Annotated in this window: 14 protein-coding genes and 2 tRNA genes; 6 read left to right on the forward strand and 10 right to left on the reverse strand. The window is 34.8% G+C overall.

Going from position 1 to position 16802, the window contains the following annotated elements; genetic code table 11:
• Positions 1 to 4: 4 nt before the first annotated feature.
• Positions 5 to 1339, reverse strand: a complete 1335-nt coding sequence (locus BLP44_RS00060) for a c-type cytochrome (protein ID WP_091129749.1) — start codon at positions 1337 to 1339, stop codon at positions 5 to 7.
• 220 nt (positions 1340 to 1559) lie between these two features.
• Between BLP44_RS00060 and BLP44_RS00065 the strand changes: the two genes are divergently transcribed.
• A complete protein-coding gene (locus BLP44_RS00065) occupies positions 1560 to 1949 on the forward strand; it encodes an SPOR domain-containing protein (RefSeq protein WP_091127965.1) in 390 nt (129 codons plus the stop codon).
• Between the two features lie 77 nt (positions 1950 to 2026).
• Here BLP44_RS00065 and BLP44_RS00070 read toward each other — a convergent pair whose 3' ends face one another.
• The 6 genes from BLP44_RS00070 to rimP form a co-directional block, all read right to left on the reverse strand.
• A complete protein-coding gene (locus BLP44_RS00070; RefSeq protein WP_066032800.1) occupies positions 2027 to 2539 on the reverse strand; it encodes a DUF4920 domain-containing protein in 513 nt (170 codons plus the stop codon).
• Positions 2540 to 2611: 72 nt separating this feature from the next.
• Positions 2612 to 3019, reverse strand: a complete 408-nt coding sequence (locus BLP44_RS23090; protein ID WP_244511638.1) for an acid phosphatase — start codon at positions 3017 to 3019, stop codon at positions 2612 to 2614.
• 36 nt (positions 3020 to 3055) lie between these two features.
• A complete protein-coding gene (locus BLP44_RS23095; RefSeq protein WP_244511640.1) occupies positions 3056 to 3358 on the reverse strand; it encodes a phosphatase PAP2 family protein in 303 nt (100 codons plus the stop codon).
• Positions 3359 to 3638: 280 nt separating this feature from the next.
• Positions 3639 to 6509: a translation initiation factor IF-2 gene (gene infB, locus BLP44_RS00080; RefSeq protein ID WP_091127969.1), complete on the reverse strand. Its 2871-nt coding sequence runs from the start codon at positions 6507 to 6509 to the stop codon at positions 3639 to 3641.
• A 59-nt stretch (positions 6510 to 6568) separates the two neighbouring features.
• Positions 6569 to 7822 carry a transcription termination factor NusA gene (nusA, locus tag BLP44_RS00085; RefSeq protein ID WP_008466828.1) on the reverse strand — a complete coding sequence of 418 codons (1254 nt, stop codon included), beginning with the start codon at positions 7820 to 7822 and terminating at the stop codon, positions 6569 to 6571.
• Between the two features lie 19 nt (positions 7823 to 7841).
• On the reverse strand, positions 7842 to 8306 hold the full coding sequence (gene rimP / locus BLP44_RS00090; RefSeq protein WP_008466827.1) for a ribosome assembly cofactor RimP: 465 nt from the start codon (positions 8304 to 8306) through the stop codon (positions 7842 to 7844).
• A 174-nt stretch (positions 8307 to 8480) separates the two neighbouring features.
• Here rimP and BLP44_RS00095 point away from each other — a divergent pair, with 174 nt between their 5' ends.
• The 3 genes from BLP44_RS00095 (at position 8481) to BLP44_RS00105 (ending at position 11752) form a co-directional block, all read left to right on the forward strand.
• Positions 8481 to 9305, forward strand: coding sequence for a universal stress protein (locus BLP44_RS00095; RefSeq protein ID WP_008466826.1), 825 nt, complete (start codon positions 8481 to 8483; stop codon positions 9303 to 9305).
• 157 nt (positions 9306 to 9462) lie between these two features.
• Positions 9463 to 10884 carry an aldehyde dehydrogenase family protein gene (locus tag BLP44_RS00100; RefSeq protein ID WP_091127972.1) on the forward strand — a complete coding sequence of 474 codons (1422 nt, stop codon included), beginning with the start codon at positions 9463 to 9465 and terminating at the stop codon, positions 10882 to 10884.
• 61 nt (positions 10885 to 10945) lie between these two features.
• Positions 10946 to 11752 (forward strand): helix-turn-helix domain-containing protein, encoded by an 807-nt coding sequence (locus tag BLP44_RS00105; protein WP_008466823.1) that lies wholly within the window; start codon positions 10946 to 10948, stop codon positions 11750 to 11752.
• 188 nt (positions 11753 to 11940) lie between these two features.
• On the opposite strand, the gene BLP44_RS00110 is transcribed toward BLP44_RS00105, so the two are convergent.
• Together BLP44_RS00110 and BLP44_RS00115 are read right to left on the reverse strand one after the other, a co-directional pair.
• A tRNA-Gln gene (locus BLP44_RS00110) sits at positions 11941 to 12011 on the reverse strand.
• Positions 12012 to 12120: 109 nt separating this feature from the next.
• Positions 12121 to 12191: transfer RNA gene (locus BLP44_RS00115), tRNA-Gln, on the reverse strand.
• A gap of 246 nt (positions 12192 to 12437) precedes the next feature.
• On the opposite strand from BLP44_RS00115, the gene BLP44_RS00120 reads away from it, so the two are divergent.
• Positions 12438 to 15716: a glycosyltransferase family 117 protein gene (locus BLP44_RS00120; RefSeq protein WP_091127976.1), complete on the forward strand. Its 3279-nt coding sequence runs from the start codon at positions 12438 to 12440 to the stop codon at positions 15714 to 15716.
• A gap of 101 nt (positions 15717 to 15817) precedes the next feature.
• Positions 15818 to 16459, forward strand: a complete 642-nt coding sequence (locus BLP44_RS00125) for a polysaccharide deacetylase family protein (protein WP_066032805.1) — start codon at positions 15818 to 15820, stop codon at positions 16457 to 16459.
• A 25-nt stretch (positions 16460 to 16484) separates the two neighbouring features.
• Here BLP44_RS00125 and BLP44_RS00130 read toward each other — a convergent pair whose 3' ends face one another.
• A complete protein-coding gene (locus BLP44_RS00130) occupies positions 16485 to 16787 on the reverse strand; it encodes a thioredoxin family protein (RefSeq protein WP_008466807.1) in 303 nt (100 codons plus the stop codon).
• Positions 16788 to 16802: the final 15 nt, after the last annotated feature.

Below are 16802 nucleotides of genomic sequence, written 5' to 3' on the forward strand. Positions count from 1 at the left end.
TCGATTAATAGTGGCATTTACCACACTCTAAACCTCCCATTTGCGCTGCAGTTAATTTCTCTACACCGTATTTTTTAGAAAGCTCAGCATGAATTTTGTCATAGTAAGCATTACCTTCCATCTTAACATCAGTTTTTCTATGGCAATCAACACACCATCCCATTGTTAATTTAGAGTATTGCTTCATGATTTCAAATTCCTGTACTGGTCCGTGACAAGTTTGACATTCAATACCTGCAACAGAAACGTGTTGCGAGTGGTTGAAGTAAACAAAGTCAGGTAAGTTGTGAATACGAACCCATTTTACAGGCATTGTTTTTCCAGTATAAGCTTGTTTAGTCTTATCCCATCCAACAGCATCATATAATTTTTGGATTTGAGCATCGTAGAATGCTTTGCTGTACTCAGGAGTAGCAGTAGTTTCAGCAACCTCAGAAATATTTTTATGACAGTTCATACAAACATTTAAAGAAGGAATACCAGCTGTTTTACTTACACGAGCAGCAGAGTGACAATATTTACAATTGATTTCATTATCACCAGCGTGAATTTTGTGAGAGTAGTGAATTGGCTGAATTGGCTCATAATTCTGATCTACACCTACTTGCATTAAGTATCCGTAAACAAAATAACCACTAGCCAAAAGCAAGAAGATTGCAGTTACCAAAACCAAGAATTGGTTTTTAGCGAAAGCTTTCCAGATTGGAAGTCTTGCTTCTTTTGGAGCAACCTCAATACCGTTTTTATTAGCAACTTTAGTTAAAACTTTGTTTACCATAAACAACATTACAACTAAAATAGCCATTACAAGAGCAAGAGCTCCTAAAATAATGTTATTTGAAATAGCACCACTTTCTACGTTAGTCCCAGGAGGCGTAGCAGCATTTCCTGGTGACGCAGCAGGCTCAGCCTTAGGCTCAGAAGTATACGCTATAATATTATCAATATCTCCTTCAGACAATTGAGGAAACGAAGTCATAACAGCTTTGTTATTTTCCTCAAAAAGTTTAACAGCAACAGGATCACCTGACTTAATCATGTCAGAACTGTTATGCACCCACTTGTAAATCCAAGCCATATCATGCTTAGAAGCAACTCCCCTTAAAGCAGGACCAGTTGATTTAGCATCTAATTTGTGACATGCAGCGCAATTTGCATTAAAAAGTTCTTTCCCTTTTACTGGATCACCGCCTCCTGCAGCTGGAGCAGCCGCAGCAGCCTCAGGCGCCGCCGGAGCAGCAGCTTCTTGAGCAAATGAAGTTAGGGAGAAAATTAACGTTAGCGATAAGCCAAGCAGCAATTTTCTTGAGATCGAATTATGGTTACCCACCTTTTTCATATAGTATAAATAATTGTCTACTAATTTTTGGTATGATTTTTTCTGTACTAAATCCAGCAAAAACCTATACCCTCTTTTAAAACTTGCACAAAAATACGACTTATGAGCTATTCTCAAAACCTTAAAATAGTCTTAATTATCAATTTATATCAATTCTAAATAATATTAAAATTTTACACTCAAACTTTAAATAGTATTTTTGCATAAAAACCATCACATTATGAGAATTTTAAGTCCTTCAAAAAGCCTTTTATTAACAATTACAACGATTGCTTTCGCACACAATATTAATGCTCAAGACCAAAATTTAACACTAAATCAAGATCCTAAATTTGAGCAATTACTAAACGAGAAGCGCAAAATTAACACGTCGATAAATACAAACGACACCTATAGAATTCAAATCTTTAGTGGTAAAAGCGACGAAGCAAAAAAAACGTTATCGGATTTCAAAAAAGAAAATTCTGATATTGACGGAACCATTATTTTCAGCACTCCAAATTATAAAGTAATTGTTGGGAATTTCAAAACCAGAATAGAAGCTGAAAGAAATTTAGCAGAAATCAAAAAAAGATACAAAAGCGTTTTCCTGCTTAAACCCGGAAAATGATGCATGCAGAAACAAAAAAAGCGAGATATAAAAATCTCGCTTTTTTTGTTTCTATTTTAGAAATACAACTTTTAAATCTAATTTACGACTTTGATCCCGCTCGCTAAAAAGCGTATTTCTTCTTTTGGCATTTTAATCGCATCTATTTCTGCCTTTGTTTTCTTAGCATCTTTTGCATAATGCTTAAGTTCTTCAACAGATGTTACTTTCTTTTCAGCATTTCCTTCTAAAACTACATTTTTACCTTTTAATGCAGTAGGTACAAAAAAAGCGTAATCTTTCATTTTTACAAAGAAAGATTCACCATCTTTAGTCTTAAGAGTTATCCAGCACCCTTTTTTCGCACAAACATCCGTTACTTCACCTTTTACTGCAATTCCTTCTATTGTTTTTGTGGTTTTTAATTCCCCTTCAAGTTTTTCAACAGAAACAGCATTATTTACCACAGCTCCAGAAACATCTGTTCCATAATAATCCCCAACTAAAGCATCTCCTGCTGGCGGCGTAGGTTTCTCAACATTTTCTTGCGAAAAAGATAATGCCGTAAAACTTATAAAAAACAAGCTTGTGTATATTAAAATTCTTTTCATTTTTATATTATTTATACCCAAAAATAATACTAAAATTTGAGATATCATTCTAAATTTAAAATCACTAAGCCTTTATTCTAAATTAGAATCTAAAATCTCCTGTATTTCTTTTTTAGCACTATCCCAGTCAGCCAGAAAATCCGAATTACCCCAAAGACATTCAACAGTCGCCTGCCCCATAGTTCTTCCCATTTTAACATCACTATACCAATGTACATTACAAACAATACGACTTTCACCAAAGTCATGCCCGCGTTTCAAAATCTCTTTTTCTTTTTCAGGGAAAAGCTTAATTAAAACCAATGACCACGCCCAGCCAACAGCAGCATGACCAGAAGGAAACGAACCAACTTTATATAATATATTTTCCTGATCGGGAGTGCATGTCTTTTGATTATTTACCATAAATGGCCTTTCCCTTTTGTAATAATTTTTAGCCGCATAAGTAGACAATCCCGCATCTGTCATCACCCTTCGCATTAGCACGTAAAGTTTAGGAGTTTTTGACTCACTAATCTACATACCTATAATTGATTCAAATGATTTAACCGCAAAAGGAAAGGACAAGTCTGCATCTATGGCCGCCTGCAAAAAACGTGCTTCGTCCTTAGATTCCAATGCTTTTCTTGCATGTTCCAAATCTAACTCAAAAAAACTGGAGTTGTGTTCGGGAGGAGGCGATAACAAAAGAAAACTGTTTGGCATTTCCGCTTCAGTCAAATACCCCTCAAGCAAAGCAGGCATTATTTCTCTTAACTGCTGAACATTTGTAAAATTACTAACGGAATTCTCTGATTTAAAACGTGCCAAAAATTGCATTCACAATATGATTTATACTTACCCTCATATCAGTATAGATATTTCATTCGACAAACTATTTTCTTAATTTCATTTCACCTAAAAAACAAAAGAAAATTACTACACAAAGAAACGGACATTCCACGAACCAGACCGTAGTCAAATCTCTCATTTATGTTTCATATTATAAAATGAAACACATTACAATGACTAATTTCCTAACACCACATTCATTAATATCATAATTTTAAAATAAAAAAAGTCCCAATTTTCATTGGGACTTTTAATATATGAATTGAATTTATTTCAATTTCTTTTTAATTGCTACTTCGTGGTAAGCTTCAATAACATCATTAATTTCGATATCATTAAATCCTTTTATTTGGATACCACAATCGTAACCTTTAGTCACTTCTTTCACATCGTCTTTGAAACGTTTCAAGGCAACTAATTCACCTGTATGAACAACAACTCCATCTCTAATTACTCTAATTTTAGAAGTTCTTAAGATTTTACCGTCTGTCACCATACATCCAGCAATTGAACCCACTTTAGAAATTTTGAAAATCTCACGAATTTCAGCATTACCTAAAACTTCTTCTTTCATTTCTGGCGCTAACATTCCTTCCATCGCATCTTTCAAGTCATCGATTGCCGCATAAATAATAGAATAGTAACGGATATCAATTTCTTCTTTATCCGCAAGCTGTCTAGCATTTCCTGCAGGACGAACGTTAAATCCGATGATGATTGCATCTGAAGCAGAAGCCAAGTTAACATCTGTTTCTGTAATCGCACCAACACCTTTATGGATAATATTGATTTGAACTTCTTCTGTAGAAAGTTTAGAGAACGAATCTGATAATGCCTCAACAGAACCATCCACGTCTCCTTTAAGAATTACGTTTAGTTCTTTAAACTGACCAAGAGCAATACGACGTCCGATCTCATCAAGTGTAATATGTCTTTGTGTACGAACTGATTGTTCACGCATTAATTGAGAACGTTTTGATGCAATTTGTTTTGCTTCTTTTTCGTCTTCAAATACGTTGAACTTATCACCCGCTGTTGGAGCTCCGTCTAAACCTAAAACTGATACAGGGGTTGAAGGTCCAGCTGATAAAACTGTATGTCCTCTTTCGTCATGCATTGCTTTTACCTTACCATGGTGTTTACCAGCAAGCATATAATCTCCAATTTTCAAAGTACCTTGTTGCACTAAAATTGTAGAAACGTATCCTTTTCCTTTATCTAAGTAAGCCTCAACAACAGTTCCCTGCGCCGCTTTATTTGGATTTGCTTTTAAATCTAAGATTTCAGCTTCTAATAAAACTTTCTCTAATAATTCTTTAACTCCCGTTCCGACTTTTGCAGAAATATCATGTGACTGAATTTTTCCACCCCAATCTTCAACAAGTAAATTCATACCAGCCAAACGTTCTTTAATTTTGTCAACATTCGCGTTTGGTTTATCAATTTTATTGATTGCAAATATAATTGGCACTCCCGCAGCTTGTGCGTGAGAAATTGCCTCTTTTGTTTGTGGCATGATATCATCATCCGCCGCAACTACGATAATCGCAATATCCGTAACTTGAGCTCCACGTGCACGCATCGCTGTAAACGCCTCGTGACCTGGAGTATCTAAGAATGCAATTTTTTGTCCGTTATCCAAAGTAACTCCATACGCTCCAATGTGCTGAGTAATACCTCCAGACTCACCTGCAATAACATTTTCTTTACGAATATAATCCAGTAAAGATGTTTTACCGTGGTCAACGTGACCCATTACTGTCACAATTGGCGCTCTTGTTACTAAGTCTTCTTCTCTATCTTCTACAACTTCTATTGCTTCTTCAATATCTACTGTGATGAATTCAACATCATAACCAAACTCATCTGCTACAATAGTTAATGTTTCAGCATCTAGACGTTGGTTCATGGTAACCATGATACCAAGAGACATACAAGTTCCAATTACTTTAGTAATCGGCACATCCATCATGATTGCAATTTCACCTACAGTAACAAACTCAGTAACTTTAATTGTTTTACTTCCTTCGTCAAGAGCTCTTTGCTCGTCATCAGATTTCTGACGGTGTGTTTCTCTTTTATCTCTTCTATATTTTGCCGCTTTAGATTTTCCTCCTTTACCTTGAAGTTTTTCAAGAGTTTCTCTAATTTGGTTTTTTACTTCTTCTTCAGTTGGCTCAACTTTAGCCACAATAGCAGGACGGTTTCCTTTTACAAAACCTGGTCTTTGGCTTCTGTTAGCATTAAAACCTCCTCCATTGTTATTTTGAGCCGGCTTGTTTGGATTCGGTGTTCCAGGCGCATTACCCGTAACAGGCTTTGGTGCACCAGGCACACCCGGTTTTGGGCCAATTCTTTTACGCTTATTCTTATTGGCGTTATTATTATTTCCAACTCCAGGAGCTCCAGGTTTATTCTGAGCCGCTTTAGGATCTTCTTTCTTTTTCTTAGGCTTATTAAATTGAGATAAATCAATTGTCTGACCTGTAAGAGTAGTTCCAGTAAGCTTTTGATATTGAGTAGTAATAGTTTCCTCCGAAGTTGTTGGATCAGTAGACACGATTGGCTCCTGCGCAACTTTAGATTCTGCTTTAACTTCTTTTTTCTCAGTAATAATAGGTTCTTCTTTTTTAGTTTCAGCAACAGGAGTTGAAACAACTGGTTCAGATTTCACTGTTTCATTTTGAACAGGTTTTTCTGGCTGCACAGCAGCAGCAACTTTTGGTTCTTCAACCTTAGCTGCTTCCTCAGAAGGAGTAACCGCAGGTTTTTTTGGATTCAAGTCAATTTTACCAACTTGTACAGGCCCCGAAACAACAGCTCTTGCTTTAATTATTTCTTGCTGTTTTAGACGCTCTTCTTCTTGTCTGCGTTTGTCTTCAATTTCTTTCTCACGCTCTACACGTAATGCCTCTTTTTCCTTTCTTTTTTCTTCTCCAACCTCTTTAGAAGCCTCCTTATTCCCCTTATCGCCCGCAAATTGGCTTTGAAGGATATTAAATTCCGTGTCAGAAATTTTCGCATTAGGATTTGCATCAATAGCAATTCCTTTATCTTTTAGATAATCCACAGCTCTTTCTAACGAAATATTTAATTCCCTTAAAACCTTGTTTATTCTTATTACTCTCTCTTCAGACATATAACCTTTTTATTATTACCTTTTTCGTTGTGTTGTTAGAGCAGATGCAAGCTTTTAGCTTAACTATCAAACTCTTCTTTTAGTATCTTCATAACATCTAGAATTGTTTCCTCTTCTAAATCTGTTCTTCTTACTAAATCTTCTACGTCGTGTTTTAAAATACTTTTTGCAGTATCTAAACCTATTTTTGCAAACTCTTCAATTACCCACTCTTCAATTTCATCTGAAAACTCTGTTAATTCAACATCATCTTCATCTGCAACGGTTCCAGCGATATCTCCTTCACGTATAACATCTAATTCATAACCTGTCAACTGACCTGCCAATTTAATGTTGTGACCACCTCTACCAATTGCTTTTGAAACTTCTTCTAATTTCAAGAACACTTCAGCTCTTTTATTTTCTTCATCAATTTTGATAGAAGAAACTTTTGCTGGGCTTAATGCTCTTGTAATAAATAATTGAATATTGTTTGTATAATTGATTACATCAATATTTTCATTTCCAAGCTCACGAACAATTCCGTGAATACGAGAACCTTTCATTCCAACGCAAGCTCCAACTGGATCAATTCTATCATCATAAGAATCAACAGCTACTTTTGCTTTTTCGCCCGGAATACGAACAACATTTTTCACTGTAATTAGTCCGTCGAAAACCTCTGGAATTTCTTGCTCAAATAATTTTTCCAAGAACTTCTCAGAAGTTCTTGACATAATAATCTGAGGCTTGTTCCCTTTTAATTCAACGCTTTCAATAATTCCACGAACATTATCTCCTTTACGGAAGAAATCTGATGGAATTTGTTTTTCCTTTGGAAGCACAATTTCATTTCCTTCATCATCCACTAAGATAACTACTCTTGGACGTACGTGGTGTACTTCAGCTGTATAAATATCACCGATAATATCTTTAAACTGCTTGTATAAGTTTGTATTATCGTGTTCGTGAATTTTAGATATAAGATTCTGACGAAGCGCTAAGATAGCTCTTCTTCCTAAATCAATCAATTTTACTTCTTCAGAAACTTCTTCACCAATTTCAAAATCCGCCTCAATTTTTCTTGCTTCAGTCAATGTAATTTCCTCATTTTCAAAATCAAGATCCTCATCGGCAACAATTACTCTTCTTCTCCAGATTTCCATATCACCTTTATCAGGGTTTATAATGATATCGAAATTTTCATCTGAACCGTATTTTTTCTTTAATGCATTTCTAAATACGTCCTCTAAAATTGCCATAAGCGTTACACGATCAATAAGTTTATTATCTTTAAACTCTGAGAATGAATCGATTAATGCTAAATTTTCCATGCGAATTTTTTAATTAAAATTAAAATGTTACCGTAACAACTGCCTCTTTAATTTCTGTATAAGGTATTTGTTGCTCTTTTTGAACTGTTTCTTTTCCTTTTCCTACTTTTTTCGGTTCTCTTGCTTTCCAAGACAAAATTATAAAAACATCATTAGCTTCTACCAATTCCGCTTCGATTTTTTCTGTATTTGTGGTAACAATCAGCGTTCTACCAACATTTTTCTTGTATTGTCTTATCATTTTAAGAGGAGTTCCGACTCCAACCGATGCTACTTCAAGCGAGAAATCCTGTTCTTCACGATCAAGATTATTCTCGATTGCGCGACTGATATCTATACAGTCTTGCAGCGCCACTCCATTATCTCCGTCTAAACCAACACTAATCTTAAAAGAATCCGAAACAGCCAAATCAACCAAAAAGATTGATGGTTTTTCCAGAAGAGCTTCCGTAATTAATCCGTTTACTTTTTCTTTAAATGTCATAATTTTATAAAAAGAGGGGACACTTAGTCCCCTCATTATTTAGATTTTAATAAATAACAGTGCAAATATAGTGATTTTTTTATAAATCAAATAAATTGATTGCTCTAAAATAATTTCTTATCTTTATTATAGCATTAAAACGCGAATTATTCATAATTTTTAACCCTCAAAATCATGAAACGAATTTTAGTACCTACCGACTTCTCAGAACATGCAGAAGACGCTTTAAGAGTTGCGGCTCAAATCGCAAAAAAGAACAATTCTGAACTCATTCTTCTTCATATGCTTGAATTGCCACAGCAATCAAACGACGCTATATTGGGAGGGACCAGCATTCCTGAAACCATGCTTTTTATGAAGAAAGCAAACGAAACGCTAGACGAAGTTGCCTCTAGAGATTATCTAGAAGGAATTCCGGTAACTGAAATTGTAAAAATGGACAAACCCATACACGGTATTACCCAAATAAGCAAAGATTACGACATTGATCTAATTATTATGGGCTCTCATGGATCTTCTGGCGTCGAAGAACTACTAATAGGCTCAAATACAGAAAAAGTAGTTAGAAACTCAGAAATCCCTGTTTTAGTCATCAAGAAAAATATTCCAAATTTTAATGCATCCAACATTGTTTTTGCTTCTGATTTTTCAGATGAGGCAAAAAAACCATTTGAAAAACTTTTAAATTTCACCAAACTATTTGATTCAAAACTACACTTAGTCACTATTTGCACACCCAACAGCTTCAAACCAACTCATGTTAGCGAAAAAGCAATGAACGATTTTGTAGAGGAATTTAATATCACTAATTACACAACTCAAATTTACAACGACACCAATATCGAAAAAGGAATCATCAATTTCTCAAACAAAATAGACGCTGATGTTATCGGAATGTGCACACATGGCAGAACTGGTTTTGCACACTTCTTTAATGGAAGCATCAGCGAAGGCTTGGTCAATCACGCCGTTAAACCCGTTATAACTTTAAAAATCTAACATGATTATTTTTTCTCCTTAAAGCTTCTCCAGTGAGAAGCTTTTTTTATGCAAAAAAAATGAGCTTCTCAACAAAGTTTAACTGAGCTTTTCAACAAAACGGTCAATCCATTTAATGCGGAAATTTGTCAAATAAAAATTCATTAAAAACAACAAAATGAAAACAATAGACAAAATTTACATCAATGGAGAATTTGTTACTCCAAAAGGAACTGAATATTTCGACCTTATTAGCCCAGTAACAAATGAAAAATTAGGAAAAGTTCTTTTGGGCAATACCGAAGACACTCAAAACGCAATCGAAGCAGCGAAAAATGCCTTTAAAACCTTTTCTAAAACAACACCTTCAGAAAGAATCCAATATCTTGAAAAAATCAAATCTTCTGTTGAAAAAAGGAAAGATGACTTTATTAATATAATGACAGAAGAATACGGAGGCACATTTCAGTTTGCCAGTGTAAGCTACGATTACATGCTGAAGAGCTTTGACTCCGCAATCAATCTCCTCAACTCTTACAGCTTTATTAAAACAATGGGCGAATCTGAAGTTCAAATGACACCCATAGGCGTTGTTGGAATTATTATTCCGTGGAATTCGAGCAATGGCTTCATTTGCAGCAAGCTATCTACAGCAATTGCAGCAGGATGCACAACCGTAATTAAACCTAGCGAAATGAGCGCTCAACAGACTCAATTAATGATCGAATGTTTACTCGATGCACAACTTCCAAAGGGAATTGTAAATATTGTAAATGGATCAGGAGAAATAGTGGGTGCCGAAATAAGCAGAAATCCAGATATTTCTAAAATTTCTTTTACAGGATCAACAAACGTTGGAAAAATTATTGCAAAAGAAGCCATCAACACCATGAAAAGAGTTACCCTTGAACTTGGCGGAAAATCTCCAAATATAATTCTAGATGATGCAGATTTCTCAAAAGCTATTCCGCTTGCCATTGCCGCAGCATTTATGAATAACGGACAAGCATGTATTGCCGGAACTAGATTATTAATCCCAGAAAACAAATTAGACGAAGTAAAATCTCTTATTAAAGAAACGATTCCAAACTTCATTGTGGGAGACCCAAAAAATCCAAACACTGCAGTTGGCCCAATGGTTAGCGAAAAACAATTTAACCGTGTTCAAGACTATATTCAGACCGGAATTAACGAAGGCGCAGAAATATTAATTGGCGGACTGGGAAAACCAGAAGGACTTGAAAGCGGGAATTTCGTAAAACCAACTGTTTTTATCAACGTAAACAATCAGATGCGTATAGCAAGAGAAGAAATATTCGGCCCTGTTCTATCTGTCATTACTTACAAAACAGAAGAAGAAGCCATTGAAATTGCCAATGACACCACTTATGGCTTGCAAGCCTATGTAAGTTCATCAGATTCAAAAAGAGCATATAATGTCGCTTCGCAAATTAACGCTGGCCGTGTTCAGATTAACGGAATTGGCCATGACCCAATGGCTCCTTTTGGCGGATTTAAACAATCTGGAATCGGGCGCGAGTTTGGAACAATTGGCCTTGAAGCTTATTTAGAACCAAGAGCATTGATTCAGCCAAAATAATCTTCATCAATCTGGAAATCTTTGATCTAAAGATTTCCAGATCTTTTAGTATTTTTACAATATGAGCATCAAACCAAACACAAAGCCCAAAATCCTTTACTCGTGTTATTACGCACGCAGTCGAGAAGGCGAGCATTTTATACCCGAACATGTTTTCAGCTATCAGATTTCTGGCGAAATGATCGCTTCAGACAGCAAAAACACCTTTCATTCAAAACCGGGAGATTTTCGCTTTAGCAGAAGAAACCATTTGGCAAAATTTACCAAGATTCCGCCAGAAGGAGGAGAATTTAAAACCATTTCTCTTTTTTTGGATCAGGAAATTTTAAAAGAAATTAGCAAAGAGTACAATTTGAAAGCTGACAAAAAAGCTAACACAGAAGCCATGTTTTCACTAGCACCCAACCCGCTCTACAAATCCTTCATGGAATCGCTGATTTCTTATCTCGAAGTCGAAGAAGAAAACAACGAAACTTTGTTCAATTTAAAAATTAAGGAAGCCATTCATCTTTTATTAAAAGTGAATCCAGAATTAAAAGACATTTTATTTGATTTTAATGAACCTGGAAAAATTGACTTGGAAGCTTTTATGAATAAAAATTTCCATTTCAATGTTCAAATGCAGCGATTCGCCTATCTGACTGGAAGGAGCTTGGCAACATTCAAAAGAGATTTTCAAAAAGTATTTCAGGAAACACCCGGAAAATGGCTTTTAAACAAAAGACTTCAAGAAGCCTATTATCTAATCAGCCAAGGAAATCCGCCATCTGAAGTATATATTGGCGTTGGTTTTGAAGACCTTTCGCATTTTTCATTTTCATTTAAAAAGAAATTCGGAATTGTTCCTTCTTCTTTAAATCATAAATAGATCCGCAATAAGCCTCCCAAAAAATATGCCTTTCACAACATTTCCCGTGGTTGAAATCACGGGCTATATTCAAAACAAGACGCATAAAGCTTAACAAACTCTATACTCTAAAAAAATTAGCGCGCTTTGCGTTAAAAAACCTAACTTTAAAGCATAAAAAAGCCTCTCATTTCTGAGAGGCTTTTCTGTTGGTCTACTAGGACTCGAACCTAGAAAGACGGCACCAAAAACCGTAGTGTTACCATTACACCATAGACCAGCAGTGCGGTTAAGCGGGTGCAAAATTAAAACTTTATTTAATTTATGCAAATTTTAAAGAAAACTTTTTTCAAATAAAAAAGCCTCTCATTTCTGAGAGGCTTTTTCTGTTGGTCTACTAGGACTCGAACCTAGAAAGACGGCACCAAAAACCGTAGTGTTACCATTACACCATAGACCAGCAGTGCTGTAAAGCGAGTGCAAATTTAAGTCTTTATTTAGTTTGTGCAAACTTTTTGGCCAAAAAAAATCATTTTTTTTGATTTTTTTCACATTCAAATCCGCTTCAATATTAAAAACTCCTCATAGACAACGCATTACTTATTGCGCATTGTTTTATAGAATTTTTTGTTAATGCTCGTTTCTTTACATAAAAAAACATTTTCTTTGTAGGATAGAAAAACATTCAAATTTTTAACACCTAAATATGGCACAATTCAATTTCAATAAATGGAATACAATTATTGGTTGGTTTGCATTTGCAATCGCTTTAATAACTTACACCTTAACAGTAGAACCTACAATGAGCTTTTGGGATTGCGGAGAATATATTGCTACCGCAGCCAAACTTGAAGTGGGACACCCACCAGGAGCTCCACTTTTCCAAATGATGGGCGCATTTTTTGCCATGTTTGCAATAGATGCTCAACATGTGGCTCTAATGGTTAACATGATGTCTGTTTTCTCTAGCGCATTTACCATATTATTTATGTTCTGGTCATCATCTATGATTTTGAAAAAAATCGTAGGTCGCTTTACCGAAATTGACCAAAATAATTCGATTGTAATTTTAGGAAGTTCTTTTGTAGGTGCTTTGGCTTACACTTTCTCTGATAGCTTTTGGTTTAATGCAGTAGAAGCCGAAGTTTACGCAATGGCTTCTTTATTAATCGCATTGCTTTTCTGGCTTGGTTTACGCTGGGAGCAAGACATGGACAAACCAAAAGGAAATAAATGGCTTTTAATCATTTCATTGGTAGTTGGTCTTTCGTTTGGAGTTCACTTCATGGCTCTTTTGACCATTCCTTCTATTGGATTCTTATACTATTTCAAACACTACGAAAAAGTTACGATTAAAAACTTCCTTATTGCCAATGTAGTTGTTATTGGAATTTTATTATTCATTTTCAAATTACTTCTTCCTCTTACTATGGCATTTTTCGGAAAAACCGAAATTTTCATGGTAAACAGCATGGGACTTCCGTTCAACTCAGGAACTATCTTTGTAGCATTATTATTTATTGCGTTTTTCTATTTTGGATTAAAATACACTAGACAAAAAGGTTTAATATTCTACAACACTATTATATTATGTATCTTATTCATTTTGATTGGTTTCTCAACTTGGTTAATGCTTCCTGTTCGTGCAAATGCCAATACGGTTATTAACGAAAACAAACCATCAGACGCTACAGAGGTTTTAGCTTACTATAATCGTGAACAATATGGTGTAAATCCTTTGTTTTATGGTCCTCAATACACGGAACTTTTTGCTGGTCTTGACGCTAAAACGCCTTATTTAGATAAAAAACCAAACTACGAAAGAGATTATAAAACAGGTAAATATATTATTACCAATAATTATAAAAATGCAGAACAAAATTCTGATGACAACCAGAAAGCCATTCTGCCAAGAATGTGGAGTACAGAAACGGGACACATTCAAAACTATATCAACTTTACAAATCCTCCAAAGTTCCGAATCAATCCTAATTATAATTATGATGAAGATTTGGCAAAATACGGAATCGACGCTAGTCAATTGAGCGAAGACGAATACAACAAAGCTACAGCTCAATTGCGTAATGAAGTTGAAAAAACAGTTTCTGAGTTTAGAAGAGCGTATGCTCAAAAACAAATTGACAACGAAGGTTATGTAAAATTCTTAAGAAGCTACGGAGAATATTTAATTATCGAAAAACCATCTACAGCGGACAACTTCAGTTTTATGTTTGAATACCAGTTTGGATACATGTACTGGAGATATTTGATGTGGAATTTTGTTGGACGCCAAAATGATGTTCAAGGTAAATATGATAATTTGGACGGAAACTGGATCAGCGGTATCAAAGCTTTAGATTCTGTTCATTTAGGCTCACAAGACAACCTTCCAACAGATGTTTTAAACAACAAAGGTCGTAACGCTTATTATTTCCTACCTTTTATTTTAGGATTAATTGGTATTATGTATCATGCAAACAAAGATTTGAAGAGCTTCTATGTACTTTTAGCTTTATTTTTATTTACAGGAATTGCACTAAAAATATATTTGAATGAAAGACCTTTTGAACCTCGTGAAAGAGATTATGCTCTTGTAGGTTCATTCTATGTCTTTGCCATCTGGATCGGATTTGGTGTTTATTCGCTCTATGAAAGTTTGTATAAATACTTGGCTCCAAAAATTGCTGGACCGGTAATTATTGCTGGAAGTTTATTAGCTGCGCCTGTTTTAATGGCTTCTCAAAACTGGGATGATCACGATAGATCTGGAAGATATACAGCAGTTGCAATGGCAAAAGCTTATTTAAGTTCTTGCGACAAAGACGCGATCTTATTTACCATTGGAGACAATGACACCTTCCCTCTTTGGTATGCGCAGGAAATTGAGCATTTTAGAACCGATGTGAAGATTGTAAATACGAGTTTATTTATGACAGACTGGTACATTGACCAAATGAAAGCGAAGTCTTATGAATCAAATCCGTTGCCTATTTCTTTTGTTCATAGCCAATATGTGGGAGATAACTTGGATTACACAGCTTATATTCAAAAAATTGATACTCGTTGGAACATTAAAGATTTTATCGATTTCATCAAAAATCCTAAATCGACTGTTGGATTGCAAAACGGACAAACTATTCATTTCTACCCAACAAACAAGATTAGAGTAAATGTGGACAAAAACACTATTATTCAAAATAAAGTAGTGAATCCTAAGTATTACGATTCTATTGTTCCTTACTTAGACATTGATATCAAAGGAAGCGCGCTATACAAAAACCGTTTAATGATGCTTGATATTTTAGCTAATAACAATTGGAAGAGACCAATTTATTTTAGCGGCGGAGCTTTTGATGATGAAGATTATTTATGGTTAAAAGATTATCTGCAATTGGACGGAATGGTATATAAATTGGTTCCAATTAAAAATACTCCTTCTAAAGATGGCGGACCATTAGATATGGGACAAATTGATGCAGATAAAATGTACGATATTGTAATGAAATGGGATTGGGGCAATAGCAATGGAAACATCTATCACGATCCTGAAACGAGAAGAAATAGCATTACTTACCGTACTAATCTTTCGAGATTAATGAATCAGCTTATTGCAGAAGGTAAAATTGACAAAGCTAAAAACGTAATCAATTTAGCGATGACCAAAATGCCTTTAGACAAATACGGATATTATTCATTAGTTGAAGCTTTTGCAGATGGTTATTACAAAGTTGGAGAAAAAGCCAAAGCACAAGATCTATTAAACAAATTGGTTCAGAAATATAAAGAGAATCTAAACTATTACAGTACATTGACTCCTTCTGATCAAACTGATTTGGCTGTAGACATTATTACAGATATTGAGCGTTACAGAAGCTTATTGCATGTAATGGATGATAATAAAGACACTGCTTTTTACAACCAGCACAAAACAACATTTAATACTTACGTGAATGTTTTTGAGCGTTTTGGACGTGAAAAAGAATAAATAATATACAAAAATCTTACTTATTAAAAAAATGCAGCGCTGTTTGATAAATAGCGCTGCATTTTTTAATTTTATGCATACTAATACAATTTTAATTCAAAATGAGCTTTTATTGGGTAAAAACTAACGCATTTATAAAAAAGGTATTTTCTAAATATTGCTGGGACATCCCTAACAACGAAAAGAAAATATACCTGACTTTTGATGATGGCCCTACTCCAGAAATTACAGACTGGGTCTTATCTGAATTAAAAAAATTTGATGCAAAAGCTACTTTTTTCTGCATCGGTAAAAACATTAAAGCGAATCTGGCTTTATTTGAAAAGCTAATTACAGACGGACATTCCATTGGCAACCATACGATGAATCATGTAAATGGATGGAAAATCCATACCAATGAATATATCGAAAATGTAAAAAATTGTGCCGCTATTTTGGATGAGCAAGAAAAAGCTCCTCGTCGTTTATTATTCCGTCCCCCTTATGGAAAAATTAAAAAAGCGCAATCTAAAATCCTTAGAAGTTTGGGCTATAAAATTGTGATGTGGGATGTTTTAAGCGCTGATTTCGATCAAAGCATTACTCCAGAAAAATGCCTTGAAAATGTAACCAAAAATGTAAAATCTGGCAGCGTAATTGTTTTTCATGACAGCATTAAAGCTTCTCCAAATTTAAGATTTGCTTTGCCTAGAACACTGCATTTTTTAAAAGAAAACGGATATAAGTTTGACATTATCCACTAAATAACATCAACAAAAGAGAAGTTATTTAGACGTTAAATTGTTCCTGAACAATTCCGATTATAGTATTGGCATCAAGCTCTCCAGATTGTCTCCAGATCATTTGGCCTTCTTTGTAAATCATTAAAGTTGGAAGCCCTTTAATACGAAGTGCTTCTGCTAGTTCCTGATTTTTATCTACATCAATTTTGATTACTTTGGCTTTATCGCCAAGCGCAGCAGCTACGTCCTTAATGACAGGATGCATAGAAACTGAAGATTCATTCCAATCTGTGTAAAAATCAATTAACACTGGAACTTGGGCATTTATTAGTTCTCCAAATTTTGACATAAAACCAAAAAATTA

It is taken from the genome of Flavobacterium anhuiense (assembly GCF_900101855.1).
Classification (GTDB): domain Bacteria; phylum Bacteroidota; class Bacteroidia; order Flavobacteriales; family Flavobacteriaceae; genus Flavobacterium; species Flavobacterium anhuiense.

Excerpts from the sequence above, each read along its gene's own strand:
- BLP44_RS00060 (WP_091129749.1), bottom strand. The coding sequence starts at position 1,339 with ATGAAAAAGGTGGGTAACCATAATTCGATCTCAAGAAAATTGCTGCTT.
- BLP44_RS00065 (WP_091127965.1), top strand. The coding sequence starts at position 1,560 with ATGAGAATTTTAAGTCCTTCAAAAAGCCTTTTATTAACAATTACAACG.
- BLP44_RS00070 (WP_066032800.1), bottom strand. The coding sequence starts at position 2,539 with ATGAAAAGAATTTTAATATACACAAGCTTGTTTTTTATAAGTTTTACG.
- BLP44_RS23090 (WP_244511638.1), bottom strand. The coding sequence starts at position 3,019 with ATGCGAAGGGTGATGACAGATGCGGGATTGTCTACTTATGCGGCTAAA.
- BLP44_RS23095 (WP_244511640.1), bottom strand. The coding sequence starts at position 3,358 with ATGCAATTTTTGGCACGTTTTAAATCAGAGAATTCCGTTAGTAATTTT.
- infB (WP_091127969.1), bottom strand. The coding sequence starts at position 6,509 with ATGTCTGAAGAGAGAGTAATAAGAATAAACAAGGTTTTAAGGGAATTA.
- nusA (WP_008466828.1), bottom strand. The coding sequence starts at position 7,822 with ATGGAAAATTTAGCATTAATCGATTCATTCTCAGAGTTTAAAGATAAT.
- rimP (WP_008466827.1), bottom strand. The coding sequence starts at position 8,306 with ATGACATTTAAAGAAAAAGTAAACGGATTAATTACGGAAGCTCTTCTG.
- BLP44_RS00095 (WP_008466826.1), top strand. The coding sequence starts at position 8,481 with ATGAAACGAATTTTAGTACCTACCGACTTCTCAGAACATGCAGAAGAC.
- BLP44_RS00100 (WP_091127972.1), top strand. The coding sequence starts at position 9,463 with ATGAAAACAATAGACAAAATTTACATCAATGGAGAATTTGTTACTCCA.
- BLP44_RS00105 (WP_008466823.1), top strand. The coding sequence starts at position 10,946 with ATGAGCATCAAACCAAACACAAAGCCCAAAATCCTTTACTCGTGTTAT.
- BLP44_RS00120 (WP_091127976.1), top strand. The coding sequence starts at position 12,438 with ATGGCACAATTCAATTTCAATAAATGGAATACAATTATTGGTTGGTTT.
- BLP44_RS00125 (WP_066032805.1), top strand. The coding sequence starts at position 15,818 with ATGAGCTTTTATTGGGTAAAAACTAACGCATTTATAAAAAAGGTATTT.
- BLP44_RS00130 (WP_008466807.1), bottom strand. The coding sequence starts at position 16,787 with ATGTCAAAATTTGGAGAACTAATAAATGCCCAAGTTCCAGTGTTAATT.